This is a genomic window from Clostridium sp. LBM24168 (assembly GCF_052953915.1).
On sequence record NZ_CP196861.1, the window covers coordinates 2,157,993 to 2,175,306 of the forward strand.

Consider the following 17,314-nt stretch of genomic DNA (forward strand, 5'->3'; position numbering starts at 1 on the left):
TTATATACTCCTTCCTATACACAAAGTCATACCACTGAATTTTATTTTCTCTGTTAGAAAATTTATGCCCCCCGAAAGATAAACACAAGGCTCACACACGGCTCTTATCCCTATGGCCTTTTCCACAAAATCACTTCCTTGAAATTTGTGTTGAATTTTTTTTATTTCCTTTCGTGAAAATATTTCAAATCTGCACCCAAAAAAATCCTTCAAATTCAGTATCGCCTTCTCTTTCGATTTTATATCCACTGTAGTCACCACAGCCACCGATCTTATGTCTATATTTATATTTTCAAGCATTTTTAGAACTGTATTTTTCATAATTTCAGTCGAGAAATTTCTTCTACATCCTATACCTACAATTATATCCTTTCTTATAAGCTTAAGAATTTTAAAATTTTTCTCCACACTAATATTCAACTTGGAATTATCAGTTACAACCACAGCCCCACGGGAATCCTCTATATTGTTCACATATCCTCTGGGACACCTTATAACATCTTCCTGATCGATAAATGCAACCTTCTTTCCATTCACCAGAAGTGCCGATATATCTTTTGCCGTCTTTAAATCATCTATGACAAGATCATTATCCATTGCAACAATATCCGGTGCAGTCAATCCCATATTATCCGTGGCAGTAGTTATTACCGGTATAGCTCCAAGTATTCCGGCTATACCTTCAGCAAGTCTGTTTGCCCCTCCAAGATGTCCGGATAAAAGACTTATTACAAATTTTCCACAGCTATCTATTACAATGACAGCCGGATCTATTGTCTTTGACTTTACATGTTCACATATGGCTCTTACTGCAATTCCAGTTGAACTTATAAATACCACAGCCCTATAATTTTTCATGGCCATTTTGGAGACACTTACGAGATTGAAATCAAGCGTACTGTTTTTCGAGTAGAAATCAATATCAAAATTATCCTTAATTCTTTCAGATATGTCATTCCCTGATTCTGTAACACTAATTACCGCAATTTTCATTTTTTCCCTTTCTGTATCCATGACTGAAGCTACCGTCATAAAGGCGGCTTTTCATGTATTTACAATCAATAAAATCTCCCACAAGTATCTGGGCTGTTCTGGTTATATTTTCATTTTTTACTTTTTCAGAAATGTCATCCAGAGTCCCCAAAACAAATTTTTCATCTTCCCAACTTGCCCTCTGGACAACTGCCACCGGTACATTTCTTCCGTATCCCTTTCTAAGCTTTCCAACGACTCTATCTATCATGCCTGCAGACAGAAATATTGCCATGGACGAACCTATGGAAGCCAGCTTCTCAAGATCCTCTCTATCAGGTACGGGAGTTCTTCCTCCCATTCTCGTGAGTATTACAGTCTGGCTGACTCCGGGAAGGGTAAACTCCTTTTTTATGGAAGCCGCCGCTGACGTAAATGAACTGACACCTGGTATTATTTCATAAGGTATATTCAATCTGGACATTCCATCCATCTGCTCCTTTATGGCGCCATATATTGAAGGATCTCCCGTATGGAGACGTACTACCTTTTTCCTTTTCACATAATATTTGTGTATCACCTCAAGTACTTCCTCAAGAGTCATCGATGAGGAGTCATATATGTCTGCATTCTTTTTGCAGTACTTAATGTGCTCTTTTGATACAAGTGAACCGGCATATATTACTACATCCGCACTTTCAATTACTTTTCTTCCTTTAACTGTTATTAAATCCGGATCTCCTGGACCTGCCCCTACAAAATATACTGTGTTTTCCATATTGCCCTCCCAACTTTTCATCATTTACTTCTTATGTGCTATTATAAGTGACATATAGTCACTGTTCTGAAGTATTTCCTCTCTTGACCTCATTATTTTCTGTCCATCTCTATAAGCTCTTTTTACATACACATACCTGAAATCATTTTTATCAAGAAAGTCAAGTACTTCTTTCTCTCTGTGGCTTATTTTCATTATAACTGCAAATTTTTCATCTTTTATCCTGTTTATCTGAGATGCAGGTGTAACAACAACCCTCTCATCACCAATAACTATAGTTTCTCCTGCTATACTGGCCGCAGCACAAAAAGATGTTATTCCTGGAACCGTCTTGGCTTCATAACGTTTCTCTTTTACATAATTTAAAAGATATATATATGTACTGTAGATAAAAGGATCTCCTATAGTCAAAAATGCTACATCCTCTCCTATCTTGAGATATTTTTCGATCTCAAGAAAAGCACTATGGATCTTATCTTCCTGATTACTTCCCCCCATTGGAAAATGCTTTATAATAACTTTTTTGTCCTCTCCTATAAAATTTTTAGCTATGGACAGTGCCGTACTTTTCCCTTCTATTTTTGCACAGGGTGCAACTATAACTTGACATTTTTGAATAGTTTTTATTGCCTTCAAAGTCATCAATTCTTCATCCCCGGGTCCCACACCTACTCCATAAAGCACACCAGTTTTTAAAATATTTTCATTCAAGTGTAATCACCCCTTCCTGTTGATTTTTGATGCAGTCACGATAAATATACTGTTGTTTGAGGATATCATAAGACTTTTACCATGTATTCGGTTTACAGAAATCTGTATACATTCCAGATCGTAATCCATGGATTCAAGCATTTCAACAGCACTGTTGAGATTTTTAAGGGTTACAAAATTAAGCACCATCTTTCCATTGTACTTTAATTTGTTTCCATAACATTTTATTATCTCTTTTATATTTCCACCGCTTCCCCCTACAAATATGCCGTCAAAATAAGGTTCAACATGTTTTTCAGCCTCCAATGCTTCTCCATGTAAAATATTAAGATTGTATATGTGAAATTTCTCCATATTTTTATCTATCAATTCCAGTGCTTCCTGATCTTTTTCTACTGCAATGACTTCACCATTAAAGCACAATTTAGCCATCTGAATACTTACAGATCCTGTACCTGCACCTATGTCAAGCATTCTGGATTCAGGCTTTATATCCAGTTTGGAAATACTTATCGTCCTGATTTCTTCCTTTGTCATAGGACAATTTCCTCTTATAAAATCTTCATCCTTTATATACATGGTTGAAAACCCTCCCTGATATCCAGATTTTCTATTACTACAACTGACAATACACCGAATTTCATGTTTTTTAACTTGTCCGGTGTACCATATATTATGCTTTCGTCACCATATGAAAGATTTTCCCCTACATATACCATACATCTCATATTATTTTCAGCTAGAACACTGCATATCCTGTCCGGAGAATTATTTTTATCTGTAAGCCATATTGAAATTCCAGTTGAAGCGGCAGCTTTCAAAATGTCATCATCTTTGCCGTGTACACTTCCAAGATAGGCACCCTGCCAGTTCTTTTTCAATTTTGACATCATGTACTGGAAGGAACTTATACCAGGTACAACCTCTATATCTCCACTGTAATTTTTCTCGATATATCCGGTTATTCCATAAAATAGCGGATCTCCCGATGCTGCAACTGAAACAGTTCCATACTTCTTTGAATTTATAATGTCAATTATATCATTGAGTTTTCCAACCTTTACTTTAGGTGTATCAATGAACTTCAAACTGTCTATGGCCCTTTCAAAGCCCAGAATCACATCTGATCTTCTCATGGTATCAACTGCCTCGTGGATTATATAATCCCTGCTTCCGGGACCAATTCCCACTATAAAAACCCTGCTCATTTCACAACATTCCTTCCATGTTTATTCATAGAATCATACAGTATCCCCCCTTTCATGGAATACATTATGATGTCCGCACCAACCACATTATGGGTGTATTCATATATTTTTTGAGATATTTTTTCACCTATCCTCGAATACAGTTCCCCATATCCGTCTCCCAGGAGGTTGACTGCACCTTCAGTAGTCTTCTGGTCGTATACTTTCCTGACAAGTTCAGCACTTCTCCCCATAAGTGCAAGCTCCAGTGCCATGGTCTCAAGTCTCGCATCACATACCCTGCTGTGGGTATTGAAACACCCCGACGCTATTTTGCACATTTTGCCTATATGTCCCACAATCACAACGTGCTTTACTCCTTTGTTCATGCATATTGTAAGTGCCTTTCCAACATAGTTCGACATTATAACCATCCTATTTTCATCCAGCTTCAGTGCATGTGCCATATCCCTGCCCATATCTCCAAAAAGCAGTATTACATCCCTGTATCCATTTGCAACCTTCTGGTTTATATCAATTTCTATGGACTCTACAAGTGCCTCCTCAGACATGGGCGTGACTATTCCAGTTGTTCCAAGTATTGATATCCCCCCTATTATATTCAATCTGGGATTGAAGGTGCTTCCGGCTATTTTCTCTCCCTCTGGAACAAATACAGTTATTTCAACTCCTGAATTTTCCGGCAGTATTTCCTTTACTTCCTTCTCGATCATTTTTCTCGGAACAGGATTTATGGCGGGCTCGCCCACCTTCACATATAATCCCTCTCCCTGAACAACTCCAACTCCAATTCCGCCTTTCAGCTTATATCCTTTCTTTAACCTGACTGCCCGTGCCCATATTTCAATGCCGTCGGTTATATCGGGATCATCACCTGCATCTTTTATAACACAGCATTCAACATAATTTTCCCTCTTGTTTACCTTGCACACAGGTATCAGAAGCTCTATTCCCTTTGGAGTATCAATTCTTGTTTCATCCGAACAGTGATTGAAATAAAGCATGCTTACAGCAGCTTTTGCCGCTGCTGCCGCACAGGAGCCTGTAGTATATCCGCATCTCAACTTTTTTCCATCACAGTCCACATACATATCAAACATACGCTCACCTCACCGGCGTGTTATAATATACATAAGAGCATTGACTATAGCTGCCGCCACATTGCTTCCTCCCTTTCTCCCCCTTACGGTTATCATGGGGATATCCAGCTCCTCTATCTCGCGTTTTGCATCCTCTGCACCTACAAAACCTACAGGAACACCTACTATGAATTTGGGATGGGCTATATTTTTCATGGTGAGTTCCTTCAAAGTAAAAAGTGCAGTAGGTGCATTTCCAAATACAAAGAACTCCACTCCCTGACGTGCCGCCATTTCAACTGCTGCCATGGATCGGGTTATCCCCTTTTCTTTCGCAGCTGATGCCACATCAGCTCTACCCACAAAACATTCAGCACTGCAGTTCAATTTTTCAAGTGCATTCTTGTTTATTCCCGCCAGTGCCATGTTGGTATCCGTATAGATCATGGTACCCGAACTCAAAAGATCCAGGGCCTTATCTATGGCATTATGTCTTATATAAAGTATATCCTTGTATTTAAAATCTGCAGTGGTATGTATAACTCTCTTTACTATGGAGAGTTCATTTTCCGAGAAGCTGTGTGATCCCATTTCTCTTCCTATTATCTCAAAGCTTTTCTTCTCAATATCCATAGGCACTTTTACATAATCCTTCATAAATTGCAGCCGCCCTTCTTCTCCCTTATATCTACAAGCTGTCCTCTATCTATTCTCGAGTCTTCAAAGTCCACCATATTGTTCATGGCATAAATTGAAGCCTCTATTATACTGAAGGCAAGAGGACATCCTGACCCTTCTCCAAGCCTCATATTCAAATTCAGTATGGGTGTAAGTCCCAGTTCCTTCATGACATAGCCTGCTCCAGGTTCTGCGGAAAGATGTGATGGAAACATGAAGTCCCTGGCACAGCTTTTCAATCTTGCAGCACACAGTGCAGCAACCGAAGATATAAGTCCGTCAATTACTATGGGTATCCTGTTTTTTGCCGCTCCGAGAAAGCATCCGCATAGTCCGCATATATCAAATCCACCAACCTTTGAGAGTACATCTATTACATCATCAGGGTCAGGTTTATTTATATCTATGGCCCTTTTTACCGCCTCCAGTTTACGGGAAAGCTGCTCATCCGTTATTCCAGATCCCCTGCCTACTACAATATTCGGAGAAATACCTGAAATGACACTGAGTACTGCAGAACTTGTGGCGGTATTGCATACACCCATTTCCCCGGTTCCCAAAAGGTCATACCCTTTTTCTGCCAGTTGGTCTACCATTTCAATTCCCACCTCTATGCCTCTTACTGCTTCTTCCCTTGTCATGGCAGCTTCTTTTGCCATATTTCTTGTCCCGTAATTTATCTTCCTGTTTATAACCTGCGGATTGTCTATATCAGCCTTTATGCCTATATCCACTACAGTCCTGTCTGAACCGTAAAAATCAGAAAGTATACATACACCTGTAATGCCCCTTGTAAAATTATTGGTCACGCTTACCGTAAGATCCTGATTACAGCTGCCTATGCCTTCCTCCCACACCCCATTGTCGGAACACATTATAACTATATTTTTTTTCCTTATTTTGTCCGGAAAATTTCCTCTGATACCTGCTATTTTTGCACTTATCTCTTCAAGTTCTCCAAGACTGCCTATTGGTTTTGTGAGATTGTCGATTCTTTTCCATGCACTTTTTACTGCTTTCTCATCTCTTCCATTTATACTGCTTAAAGTATTCTTCAATAATTTCATATTATACCTCCATGTGTTTGATATTCAGCAAGCTTGTTATGAACTTCATATTTGTAAAAAAATGAATATGTGCATAGGAAGCCAGTACGTTCTTTTTTACATATCCACATTTCCACCGCTTGATACTTCCATCATACCTCTGCTTTGTAACCTCGTATATTTTATCCTCCTGTGATTCAATGCGGGATCTATGGAATTCATGACAGTTCATTTTCATTCCTCTTTTTAATATTGAATTGTCCTCAGCTACTTCTATAGTTGCATATCCAAAATTCTGAAGTCTGTGCGTCATAAAAGCTTTTCCGTGGAAAAAACCAACGGTGTCAAATATTTCTCCTCCATCTATTCCCTGCAATACATCCATAAGGTACATGAGTCCTCCGCATTCTGCATTGCACCTGAGTCCTGAATCAAGCTTTTCCCTTATGTCCAGCAGCATACTTTTATTCTGGGACAGTTCAGCTGCAAATACTTCCGGATAACCCCCACCTATGTATAGGAAATCAATGTCATCCGGCAATTTTTTGTCCTTTATTGGACTGAAAAGCAGAATACTACCCGCCTCTTCAAGAAGTTCAAGATTTTCCTTGTAATAAAATTGAAAAGCCCTGTCATATGCCACTGCAATCTTTAATCCAAGAGAACTCAGATGAAAGCCATCATTCTTATAATTTACTTCCTTGAAGCATCTCAGAAGCTTTTCTATATCAACATTTTTAAGTACAAGTTCGCTCAGTATATCAAGTTTTCTATCAAGATTGTCAATTTCTATACTCTGAACCAGTCCGAGATGTCTGCTTTCAAGGGATATCCTGTCATCCTTGGGTATATATCCAAATACCTGAAGTCCGCAGTTTTTTTCCACTGCTGCTTTAAGAAGTCTATAATAGCTTTCCGTTATACTGTTGAATATAACACCGGCTATACTGGCAGGGCCAAATTCTGCAATCCCATTTATCTGTGCACAGATCGTGGTACTTGCCCCCTTTGGGCTCATGACAAGTATAATTGGAAGGTTGAGTACCCTGGAAACATGATAAGTTGAATACGCAGTATCAATTCCCTTTCCATCATATATTCCCATAGCCCCCTCCACTATTCCAAGATCACCTTTTCCCCTCATATAGGAAGCCCTTACTCCGTCTTCCCCCATAAGAAAGATATCCAGATTTCTGGATTCACTTCCTGTAACCTTCTCGTGAAAAGCAGTATCTATATAATCAGGTCCCACCTTGTACCCCTGGATCTTAAATCCCGATTTTACAAGAGCGCCCATGAGTCCAAGAGTCACCGTAGTCTTGCCGCTGCCGCTGCTGTCTGAAGATATTATTATACTTTTCATAGTGTACCCTCTATCTGTCCTCTTCAAGCCATCTGCATATATCCAGTGCATAATAGGTAATTATCATTTTGGCACCTGACCTCTTTATGGAGGTAAGCATTTCCTTTGCCACTGCCTTTTCATCTATCAGCCCTTCCTTTGCAGCAGCTTTTACCATTGCAAATTCTCCACTTACATTATAGGCTGCAACGGGAACATCAAACCTGTCCCTGGCCCATCTTATAACGTCGAGATACGGGAGTGCAGGTTTTACCATTATTATATCCGCTCCCTCCTTTATATCGTCCTCTATCTCAAGCATGGCTTCCCTTATGTTACCGGGATCCATCTGATATCCTCTCCTGTTTCCGAACTTAGGGGCGGAATCTGCCGCATCTCTGAACGGCCCATAGAAGGCAGAACAGTATTTTGCACTGTAGGCCATTATTGATACATCCTTATATCCATTTTCATCCAGAGCCTTTCTTATCTCCTGTACCCTGCCGTCCATCATATCTGAAGGAGCTACCATGTCAGCTCCTGCTTCTGCATGGGAAAGAGCTGTCTTCGCTATATACTTTATTGTTTCATCATTATCTACCTCGTGATTGTGTACTATTCCGCAGTGACCATGATCCGTATATTCGCACATGCATACATCCGTGATTATGAAGAGTTCGGAATCCAGCTCCCTCAATTTTCTTATTGCCCTCTGTATTATTCCATCCTTATCATAGGCTGAAGAGCCTACTTCATCCTTGTGGTCCGGAATTCCAAAGAGTATTACACTTTTCACCCCTGCACTATGCATATCAGATACTATCTCATCCAGTCTGTCTATGGAATAGTGATAGTTGTTGTAAAGTGACGGTATCTCCTTCTTTACATTTTCACCTTCAACAACAAATATGGGGTATATGAAGTCATTTTTATCAAGTACTGTTTCCCTTACCATATCTCTTATAACAGCATTTTTTCTCAGCCTTCTATGTCTTCTAAACATTTCACATTCTCCTCTTTTCTCTCAGCTTTTTTATAATTCCATCTTCAGTGTAGGTCTCTGACATCGTATATTTTAGATTGTTTTTCTTAAGTTCCTTTCCCGTTATGGGGCCTATGGCTATAATATACTTTTCCCTTATGGCTTCAATACCTACAAGCTCCATCATATTTCTTACGGTAGTGGGGCTTGTAAATACAACCGTATCCACATCATCAAAACAGTGAGGATCATGGAGATCTCCACAGATCGTTTCATAAACAGAACATTCATCCACAGCGCATCCATATTTTTTGAGCACCTGTGATAAATATGGTCTTGAATTTTTGGAACGTGGCAGAAAGATTCTATTTCCCGGACTTATAAAATTTTTTAATTTGTCATATAAGCTCTCTGCTACAAATTTTTCAGCAACTATTTCAGGTATGATTCCCCTTCTTCTTATTTCTCTTTCCGTAGCAGGCCCGATGGCGGCAAATACAGCTTTTATATTCCTTACATCATAATTTTTTCTCAAAAGCAGTTCAAAAAAACTGTTTACTCCATTTACACTTGTAAATACTATATAATCATAGAGAGGTAGTCTGTCTATATATTCAACCATGTTGTCATTTGTGGATTTTATTCTAATGGAATGTATCTCGGTAACCTGTGCGCCAAGATCCATGAGTTTGCCTTTCATTTCCCCGGACTGCGATTTTGATCTTGTAATACATATATTTCTGCCGAAAAGCGGTTTTTCCTCGTACCAGCTGAATGTACTGCTGAATTTCACCACTTCTCCAACTACAAAAATGCAGGGTGAGTGAAGTCCCCCCTCCACGGCATCATGATATACTTCTTTTAGATTGGAAATTACCTTTCTCTGCCTGGCTGTAGTGCCTTCCATTACAACTGCACAGGAAGTATCTTCGTTCATCCCATTTTCAATCAATCTATTTGCTATTTCGCCGAGACTGGAAAATGCCATCATAAATACAAGTGTGCCTCCCACAGCCGCTGCAGCCCTCCAGTCTATATGAAGATTCTCAGCGGCCTTCCCGGTAAAGACATGAAAACTCTGTGCCACATTTCTATGTGTGACAGGTATGCCTGCATAATTCAATACGGATATAAAAGAAGTTATCCCCGGTATGACTTCAAAATCAATTTTTTTTCTGGAAAGAGCCAGTACTTCTTCACCTCCTCTTCCAAATATGTAGGGATCACCGCCTTTGATTCGTCCAACTATATATCCTTCCTCTGCAAACTTTAAAAGCATTTCATTTATTTCTTCCTGTTTCCTGTAATGACAGCCTGGTTCTTTTCCACAGTAGTATATCCGGCAGTCTTCATTTAAATAGTTCAATACACCTGCTCCTGCAAGCCTGTCATACATGACCAGATTGCACTCCTTCAACTTTTTTACTGCTTTCAAAGTCAGAAGCTCCTCGTCTCCTGGACCTGCCCCTATTATATACACCTTGCCTTTTTTCACTTTTCTCACTCCCCCAGCATATTCAATGCAAGTTTCCTTCCAAGTTCCATATAATCTGATTTGCTGCCGCTTATATGACTCTTTAAAACTCTATTCTCAATCTCATACATTCCTATGATGTCCATGCATTTGCCTTCAATTCTTGCATAAGCTCCTATGGCAGAGTGACAGTCTCCATTCAGAGTTCTCATAAAGCTTCTCTCCGCTTCAACACATATTCTTGTTTCCCTGTCATCTATTTTTCTGAAGACATCCGCATCACTGTATTCTCTTTTTATCTCAACTCCCAGTGCACCCTGGCCTATGGCTGGAACAATATCCTCTACACTAAAATAATCCGTTATAATATCCTCAAGTCCAAGCCTTTTAACTCCAGCAGATGCAAGAATTATACCCTGAAGATTTTCTTCCTTCATCTTTTTTATTCTCGTCTGCACATTTCCTCTTATTGGGACTATACATAAATCCCCTCTAATCTTTTTAATCTGTTCCGACCTTCTCCTGCTGCTGGTACCAATTTTGGAACCCGGTCTTAAATCTTCAAAATGGACTCCTGAATTTGACACAAAAACATCCCTTACATCTTCCCTTTCGCAAACTGCCGCCATTTCAAACTTGCATGGTATGTCAAAGGGCACATCCTTCATGCTGTGAACTGCAGCATCTGACCTTCCTTCAAGAAGTGCCCTCTCTATCTCCTTTATAAAAAGACCCTTCCCACCTATCTTATCCAATGCAATGTCAAGTCTCCTGTCACCTGTAGTTTCCATGAGAACTTTCCTGCCCAAGACACCGCATTTTTCCATGAGAAGCCTTATTACTATATCCGCCTGAATCTGTGCAAGCCTGCTTTTTCTAGTTGCAATCCTGTATTTCAAAATATCATCACTCCATTAATTTTTGTAAAACATGTCTATTATAATGCGTGCTTTGTTCTTTCTATAGAAAAAATAGAAATCCTCCGAGCATATGAAGCTCATTATCTTCCTTCTCTCAACACCACCGGGAAGGCTGTTTCTAACACCTGATGCAAAATCTACAAAATCATCATACCTGGAAATATTCTTTTTCATGATATCAGCTATAAAAACAGATGTGAGAGGGGATATACCCTCAGTATTTACTCCAAAGTGTATATTTTTAGTATTTCTCTGGCAGGGCATAATGCAATTCCCCATAGGCGGATCTGAGACATCTATATACAATTTGAATAAATCTTCACAATCCCGTCTTATAGCTGAATTCAATTTAGAATCATCTGTAGCAATTACTACAATATGTCTATCGTATATATATTTCTTATCATATTCTCCACATATTATATTCAGTTTCAAACTGCTGCCGAACTTCTTGAAATAATCTGAAAAAGCCGGTGCTACAACCATAACATTGCATTTTCCTCGTATAAAAGTTTTCAGCTTTATAGCTGCAGCCCTTCCTCCACCTACTATAAGCACATTAATTTTTTCGGACAGAAGCGTAACGAACTGTTTTTCAATCAACTCAACTGCACTCCCTCATTTATAAATTCTCTATTATGTGAAGCATCTTTTCATTTTTATGCCTGTCTTTTATGGCAAGTCTTATGTAGTTTTCACCCAGTCCCCTGTAATTTTCGCATTTCCTTATGACAGCACCTTCTTTTAGACACATCTCATATACACAAGCTGAATTTACACCACTGGATAATCTGCACAGTACAAAATTTGAAAATGTATCATATACTTTTTCAATTATACCTGCCCTCTCAAGATTCTCCTTCATGAATTTTCTTTCCGAAGCTATCCATTCAAGTGATCTGCCAATATACTCACTGTCTCTAAGTACATACTTTGCTGCAATTTCCGCAAAACAGTTTATATTCCATGGATTCTGGCCTTTTTCAATATCAAGCACCAAATTGCTGTCCGAGGAAATACCGTAACCAAACCTTACGCCAGGAAGTGCAAAAAACTTTGTAAGCGCCCTGACTATGAGAATACATCTGTATTTTCCAGTTTCATTTAAAAAGCTGTACCGTGAATCACCTGTAAACTCAATAAAAGCTTCATCTATAATTATAGTCTTTCCATTTTTTTCACAATACTCCACTATACTGTAAAATTTTTTCTTGTCTATGATCTGCCCATTAGGATTGTTTGGATTTCCTATTATGAGAGAATCAACATTTCTAATCTTCTTTTTAATGTCCTCATAGTCAAAATTCATATCCGGCTTCAGTCTTGAATAAACTATATTACAATTCCATTTCAATGCACTCTTTTCGTATTCTATAAAAGAAGGTACTACTATACAAACACTTTTAAAATGACCAAGGGCAAGATCCAGTATTTCCGAAGCCCCGTTTCCAGGAACTATACTTATTCTGTCCCGTAAATTTTCCCCGACAGTTCCATACCCGCACTTGCTGAAACAGGAATCATAGCTTTCAAGATAATCTTTTATATTTTCCTTCAATTTTCTATACTTTATATCTGGATATACATCTGCAAGTTTCACAGCTTCCTCTATATTTTCTTTGAAGCTCGCAGGTACACCCAAAGGATTTATATTGGAGCTGAAATCAAGTAATTTCCTTCCTTTGAAAATCCCCTCCGTGTATATATCCCCACCATGTTCCAAATCCATTACCCAACACATCCCATCAAAATTGTATAGATTGCAGCAGCAGTCAGGACAGCACCCATTTCAGAAAAATACATGAGCTTTATGACACCCTTTATGTGATCGGCATTGAGCTCCCTCTTCCTGTCTCCAATATGTGGCTTGTAAAATACTTCTCCAAAATATATATTTGTGCCTCCCAGCTGTATTTCCATGGCTCCGGCAGCTGCAGCTTCAGGATATGCACAATTCGGGCTTTTGTGGTTTTTCCTGTCGCGCAGCATTATTTTAAAGGTATCCAAAAGGTTCCCTCCAACAAGCGGGGACATGATGCACATTAAAAAGCCTGTAAGTCTTGCAGGTATCAAATTAAAAAAGTCATCCACCTTTGCAGGGAAAAATCCTATATACCTGTAATTTTCATTCATATAGCCCAGCATGGAATCCATTGTATTCACAGCTTTATACGCCATAGAAAGTGGCGAAGCAAAAATAATGCCGTAAAAAAGCGGTGCAACTACTCCATCCGATGTATTTTCAGCTACGGTTTCAACAGCCGCCCTTGTTATCTGTCCTTCATCCAGATTTTTTGTATCCCTTCCGACTATGCCGGACAATTTTTTTCGCGCATCTTCTATACCTGAATATTTAAGGGAAGTATACACCTTGCTTGCCTCTTTATCAAGACATCTTGCAGAAAGGCAGGTACACAGAAAAAGTATATTTATGAGATTGAAGAGAATAACATTGTTCCTAAAAATAAAGAGAATTACAAAAGGTAAGAGAAAACTTGAGGATACGAGAACAAGCACTATAAACCCGCCAAAATATTTCATACCTCTGTTTGTAATGCACTTTGCTCTTGCCCTGTTCTCAAGAAAGCCTATGAGCTTTCCCATAAATACTACAGGATGGGGAAACCACAGTGGATCACCTATTATCCAATCCAGGATTACAGCAATAACAACATCTATAAAATTGAACTGTATCAAAGACAACTCCATAAAATACTCCTCCAACTGTCAAATTCCCATAATATCATATACGGCTTTTATATTCATGTTTTTTCTGACTATGTCCGCAAGTCTGTCAAGCTGGCTGTTTCTGTAATCTCTGTAATCCAATGATTTTTTTGGAGAGATCCCTTTCTTTTCCCGTATCCTATTCAGTATGTACTGTCTGAAATCTGCTGAATCAAATACTCCATGAATATATGTACCCATTATGTTTCCTGTTGAACTTACAGCTCCGTCATTTTTATTTTCCATCCTGAACAGAGGTCTTGTATTGTCTCCATATTTGCAGACTCCCATGTGTATTTCATATCCATATACATGAATATCTCCTCTTCTGGCATTAACCCTGGTGGTAACCTTTTTTCCCTCAAGTATGGTATCTATATCCAGGAGCTCCATCCCTCTTGTTGCTCCTGCACTGCTTTCAACACCATATGGGTCTTTTACCGAATTTCCCAGCATCTGATATCCTCCGCAGATTCCAATTACAATTCCTCCTTTGCTGTAATCCTTTATGGAATGCTCAAGACCTGATTCTCTCAATTTTATCAAATCGTCTATTGTATTTTTACTTCCCGGCACAATAAGTATATCCGGATTTCCGAATTCACCTGGTGATGAAATAAATCTTACAGATATGTCATCTTCATTCTTGAAGGCATCCATATCAGTAAAATTGGATATATGAGGAAGTTTCACAACTGCTATATCTATTGCAGCTGTATTATATTTATTGAAGGAAATGGCACTGTCCTCATCCTCCAGATTCAAATTGAAGTATGGAACTACTCCCACACATGGTATTTTTATTATATCCTGAAGCATGTCAATTCCTGGTTTTAGTATATCTACATCTCCCCTGAACTTGTTTATTACAGTAGCCTTTACTCTAGGCCTTTCATTTTCTTTTAAAAGCAGCATGGTACCTGCAAGGGATGCAAATACTCCACCCCTGTCTATATCACCTGTGAGAATTACAGGTGCATCTGCGATTTCAGCCATTCCCATATTCACAATATCCCGGTCTCTCAGATTTATCTCTGCAGGACTTCCCGCTCCTTCCATGACAATTATGTCAAACTTCTTCTCAATATCTGAAAATTGAGATTCAAGCATATCCCTGAAATTTAATTTCATATCCTGATACTCTACCGCTGTTGCGTTGCAGTATACCTCCCCATTCACAACTATCTGGCTCTTTTTGTCTGAAGTGGGCTTCAAAAGTATGGGATTCATATACGCTTCCGGTTCCAGTCCACATGCATAGGCCTGCAGTACCTGTGCCCTTCCCATTTCCCTCCCGTCAAGAGTTATATAGGAATTCAGTGACATATTCTGCGATTTGAACGGGCATACACTAAAGCCGTCCTGCTTGAATATTCTGCAGAGAGCCGTAACAATTATACTCTTTCCTACCGATGATCCCGTTCCCTGAATCATGATCTTGGCCATAACAATCCTCCTAAAAACAAAATAAGAACAGCAAACTTTAAAATCAGTTTCTGCTCCTATTATAAAGATGAGATATATCCGCACAATATTATAAAGAACTCTCCCTCCGAAAGTTTGCTTGAAATAAATATCAGGCAGGTCTCCTGACTTATGAATCATACACATCCTCAGCCTTCCTCAATTAAAAGTGGCATAATAAGGACTTGTCATCAATTACAGTAGCGGGGGCTGCTGCGGAATCCAACCGCATTCCCTTTTCACCTTGAACAAGGCACCTGAAATCATTCATATTCTTTTTTATAAGACGAGTATATTACAACATATGTATCATGTCAACAGGTTCAAAATTTTCACTTTATATTATTGTCCATCAAAAACTTGTCGTCATTTATCACATTTTTATATGTATCATCCCTTATTACCCTGTGCTCTTCGGAAAACACAATAGCTCTCCTGAAAATTCCATCTATGTATTCAAAATCATGGGTAGAACAGATTATAGTCTTTCCTGCACGATTCAATTCTATAAAAAGCCCCTTCAGAAATCTCTTTCCCTTTGGATCTATTCCATTCATAGGTTCATCCAATGTTAATACGTCAGGATTAAGTGCAAGAACAGAAGCTATCGCAACTCTCTTTTTTTCTCCACCACTTAAATTATAAGGTTGCCTATGTTTAAGATTGCCTATATTCATCAGATCAAGACAATCTTCTACCCTATCTTTAACTTCTATTTCACTCATACACATCTGTCTTGGTCCAAAGGCAATTTCTTCATAGACCGTAGGACAGAAGAGCTGGGTATCGGAATTTTGAAACACGAATCCAATTTTTTTGTGAAATAGCCTAGAGTACTTGCCATTTTCCATCTGTTTTTTACATATGTTAACCTTATCAAAATAGTAATTTCCACTATCCGGGAATATTATACCATTCAGCAGTTTTAAAAATGTGGATTTTCCACTTCCATTTGCACCTATAAGAGCAACAGACTCACCATTTTCGATATTTATGTTTATATCTTTGATTACTTCCTCATCCTTGTATTTAAAATATACATTCTCAATCTCTATCATATAATTTGCTCCTTTATCTCATATAAAAATACAATAATATAATTAATATACTCGCAGCACAATAAATCAGATCTGAAAAAGTAAACCTGAATTTTGAAAAATAGCTGTATTCTCCCGTAAACCCTCTACACTCCATAGCAGAATACATTTCATTTCCCATCTCATTGGACTTTAAAAACAATCCTCCCATTATTTTAGTAATCGATGAATGTTTGCTGTTATTCTTTCCTATGGATTTAAGCTTTAGAGAATAAAACATGTCCAATGCAAATTGTCCTAGTATGTAGATATACTTCAAAGTTATATCAAACACGAGTATAAATATGTCTGGTATAAAAAATATTTTTAATGACCTTGTCACATGGCTCCATTTGGTAGTACAGGAAAAAATATTTACAATCATTATCGTACCGAATATTTTGAATATGAGCATAATGCTATTAAGAACATTTTTCATCAATATAGATGGTATGAGCATTATAAAAGTAAATATTGGTATTATAAAACTCAAGAGTAAAATATTTTTTATTTCTTCCGCATCTAGAAAACTCAGCATCAATAGAAAATATATATCTACTGCCGCAACATATACGGGATTTCTAGAAACCGACAAAAATATTATATTTAAGAACATAAATACAAGCTTCACCACTGGATTTATTTTATATATGATTCCGTTTTTTAACTTATCTCTTCTTTTTATAAGAGAAAGTACCTTCAAAATAGAAAATATACTCTTATCTATAAATCTATCTGAATCATTTTCAGGCACATAGTCGTCTTTTTTAAGAAGCCAATCTTTCAAATTAAACACCTTCAATTCAAACTTTATTATTTATTTTTTGTCGGAAAACAGTGCAATAAATACAATTATT

The 17,314-nt window shown here is 38.2% G+C and carries 18 protein-coding genes and 1 riboswitch; all 18 genes read right to left on the reverse strand.

The window, feature by feature from the left end; translation table 11 throughout:
* The gene (cbiG, locus tag ACSVC9_RS10760; RefSeq protein WP_446899843.1) at positions 1 to 993 is read right to left on the reverse strand and encodes a cobalt-precorrin 5A hydrolase; all 993 of its coding nucleotides are present in this window, start codon (positions 991 to 993) and stop codon (positions 1 to 3) included.
* Entirely contained in the window at positions 974 to 1,750 is a 777-nt protein-coding gene (gene cobM, locus ACSVC9_RS10765) for a precorrin-4 C(11)-methyltransferase (protein WP_446897495.1), read from the reverse strand. Before cobM ends, cbiG begins: the two co-directional genes overlap by 20 nt.
* A gap of 24 nt (positions 1,751 to 1,774) precedes the next feature.
* Positions 1,775 to 2,461 carry a cobalt-factor II C(20)-methyltransferase gene (locus ACSVC9_RS10770; protein WP_446897496.1) on the reverse strand — a complete coding sequence of 229 codons (687 nt, stop codon included), beginning with the start codon at positions 2,459 to 2,461 and terminating at the stop codon, positions 1,775 to 1,777.
* Between the two features lie 6 nt (positions 2,462 to 2,467).
* Entirely contained in the window at positions 2,468 to 3,040 is a 573-nt protein-coding gene (cbiT, locus tag ACSVC9_RS10775) for a precorrin-6Y C5,15-methyltransferase (decarboxylating) subunit CbiT (protein ID WP_446897497.1), read from the reverse strand.
* The gene (cbiE, locus tag ACSVC9_RS10780; RefSeq protein ID WP_291717752.1) at positions 3,031 to 3,669 is read right to left on the reverse strand and encodes a precorrin-6y C5,15-methyltransferase (decarboxylating) subunit CbiE; all 639 of its coding nucleotides are present in this window, start codon (positions 3,667 to 3,669) and stop codon (positions 3,031 to 3,033) included. Before cbiE ends, cbiT begins: the two co-directional genes overlap by 10 nt.
* On the reverse strand, positions 3,666 to 4,769 hold the full coding sequence (gene cbiD, locus ACSVC9_RS10785; protein ID WP_446897498.1) for a cobalt-precorrin-5B (C(1))-methyltransferase CbiD: 1,104 nt from the start codon (positions 4,767 to 4,769) through the stop codon (positions 3,666 to 3,668). The genes cbiE and cbiD overlap by 4 nt, the downstream gene beginning before the upstream one ends.
* A gap of 9 nt (positions 4,770 to 4,778) precedes the next feature.
* Entirely contained in the window at positions 4,779 to 5,405 is a 627-nt protein-coding gene (locus tag ACSVC9_RS10790; protein WP_291717748.1) for a precorrin-8X methylmutase, read from the reverse strand.
* Positions 5,402 to 6,493 carry a nicotinate-nucleotide--dimethylbenzimidazole phosphoribosyltransferase gene (gene cobT / locus ACSVC9_RS10795; RefSeq protein ID WP_446897499.1) on the reverse strand — a complete coding sequence of 364 codons (1,092 nt, stop codon included), beginning with the start codon at positions 6,491 to 6,493 and terminating at the stop codon, positions 5,402 to 5,404. Before cobT ends, ACSVC9_RS10790 begins: the two co-directional genes overlap by 4 nt.
* Before the next feature lies 1 nt (position 6,494).
* The gene (locus ACSVC9_RS10800; RefSeq protein ID WP_446897500.1) at positions 6,495 to 7,835 is read right to left on the reverse strand and encodes a cobyrinate a,c-diamide synthase; all 1,341 of its coding nucleotides are present in this window, start codon (positions 7,833 to 7,835) and stop codon (positions 6,495 to 6,497) included.
* Between the two features lie 10 nt (positions 7,836 to 7,845).
* Positions 7,846 to 8,817 (reverse strand): porphobilinogen synthase, encoded by a 972-nt coding sequence (gene hemB, locus ACSVC9_RS10805; RefSeq protein ID WP_291717741.1) that lies wholly within the window; start codon positions 8,815 to 8,817, stop codon positions 7,846 to 7,848.
* A gap of 1 nt (position 8,818) precedes the next feature.
* Positions 8,819 to 10,291, reverse strand: a complete 1,473-nt coding sequence (cobA, locus tag ACSVC9_RS10810) for a uroporphyrinogen-III C-methyltransferase (RefSeq protein ID WP_446897501.1) — start codon at positions 10,289 to 10,291, stop codon at positions 8,819 to 8,821.
* Positions 10,292 to 10,296: 5 nt separating this feature from the next.
* Positions 10,297 to 11,169: a hydroxymethylbilane synthase gene (gene hemC, locus ACSVC9_RS10815; protein WP_446897502.1), complete on the reverse strand. Its 873-nt coding sequence runs from the start codon at positions 11,167 to 11,169 to the stop codon at positions 10,297 to 10,299.
* 15 nt (positions 11,170 to 11,184) lie between these two features.
* The gene (locus ACSVC9_RS10820) at positions 11,185 to 11,793 is read right to left on the reverse strand and encodes an NAD(P)-dependent oxidoreductase (RefSeq protein ID WP_446897503.1); all 609 of its coding nucleotides are present in this window, start codon (positions 11,791 to 11,793) and stop codon (positions 11,185 to 11,187) included.
* Between the two features lie 19 nt (positions 11,794 to 11,812).
* Positions 11,813 to 12,913, reverse strand: coding sequence for a pyridoxal phosphate-dependent aminotransferase (locus ACSVC9_RS10825; protein WP_446899844.1), 1,101 nt, complete (start codon positions 12,911 to 12,913; stop codon positions 11,813 to 11,815).
* Between the two features lie 5 nt (positions 12,914 to 12,918).
* Positions 12,919 to 13,899: an adenosylcobinamide-phosphate synthase CbiB gene (gene cbiB, locus ACSVC9_RS10830; protein ID WP_446897504.1), complete on the reverse strand. Its 981-nt coding sequence runs from the start codon at positions 13,897 to 13,899 to the stop codon at positions 12,919 to 12,921.
* Between the two features lie 18 nt (positions 13,900 to 13,917).
* Positions 13,918 to 15,363, reverse strand: coding sequence for a cobyric acid synthase (locus ACSVC9_RS10835; RefSeq protein ID WP_446897505.1), 1,446 nt, complete (start codon positions 15,361 to 15,363; stop codon positions 13,918 to 13,920).
* 116 nt (positions 15,364 to 15,479) lie between these two features.
* A riboswitch (cobalamin riboswitch) is annotated at positions 15,480 to 15,657 on the reverse strand.
* Positions 15,658 to 15,713: 56 nt separating this feature from the next.
* Complete coding sequence (locus ACSVC9_RS10840) at positions 15,714 to 16,439, reverse strand: energy-coupling factor ABC transporter ATP-binding protein (RefSeq protein ID WP_446897506.1); 726 nt, start codon at positions 16,437 to 16,439, stop codon at positions 15,714 to 15,716.
* A gap of 13 nt (positions 16,440 to 16,452) precedes the next feature.
* Positions 16,453 to 17,253 carry an energy-coupling factor transporter transmembrane component T family protein gene (locus ACSVC9_RS10845; RefSeq protein ID WP_446897507.1) on the reverse strand — a complete coding sequence of 267 codons (801 nt, stop codon included), beginning with the start codon at positions 17,251 to 17,253 and terminating at the stop codon, positions 16,453 to 16,455.
* Positions 17,254 to 17,314: the final 61 nt, after the last annotated feature.

Coding starts and splice junctions, on each gene's coding strand:
- cbiG (WP_446899843.1), bottom strand. CDS start 993: ATGAAAATTGCGGTAATTAGTGTTACAGAATCAGGGAATGACATATCT.
- cobM (WP_446897495.1), bottom strand. CDS start 1,750: ATGGAAAACACAGTATATTTTGTAGGGGCAGGTCCAGGAGATCCGGAT.
- cbiT (WP_446897497.1), bottom strand. CDS start 3,040: ATGTATATAAAGGATGAAGATTTTATAAGAGGAAATTGTCCTATGACA.
- cbiE (WP_291717752.1), bottom strand. CDS start 3,669: ATGAGCAGGGTTTTTATAGTGGGAATTGGTCCCGGAAGCAGGGATTAT.
- cbiD (WP_446897498.1), bottom strand. CDS start 4,769: ATGTTTGATATGTATGTGGACTGTGATGGAAAAAAGTTGAGATGCGGA.
- ACSVC9_RS10790 (WP_291717748.1), bottom strand. CDS start 5,405: ATGAAGGATTATGTAAAAGTGCCTATGGATATTGAGAAGAAAAGCTTT.
- cobT (WP_446897499.1), bottom strand. CDS start 6,493: ATGAAATTATTGAAGAATACTTTAAGCAGTATAAATGGAAGAGATGAG.
- ACSVC9_RS10800 (WP_446897500.1), bottom strand. CDS start 7,835: ATGAAAAGTATAATAATATCTTCAGACAGCAGCGGCAGCGGCAAGACT.
- hemB (WP_291717741.1), bottom strand. CDS start 8,817: ATGTTTAGAAGACATAGAAGGCTGAGAAAAAATGCTGTTATAAGAGAT.
- cbiB (WP_446897504.1), bottom strand. CDS start 13,899: ATGGAGTTGTCTTTGATACAGTTCAATTTTATAGATGTTGTTATTGCT.
- ACSVC9_RS10835 (WP_446897505.1), bottom strand. CDS start 15,363: ATGGCCAAGATCATGATTCAGGGAACGGGATCATCGGTAGGAAAGAGT.
- ACSVC9_RS10840 (WP_446897506.1), bottom strand. CDS start 16,439: ATGATAGAGATTGAGAATGTATATTTTAAATACAAGGATGAGGAAGTA.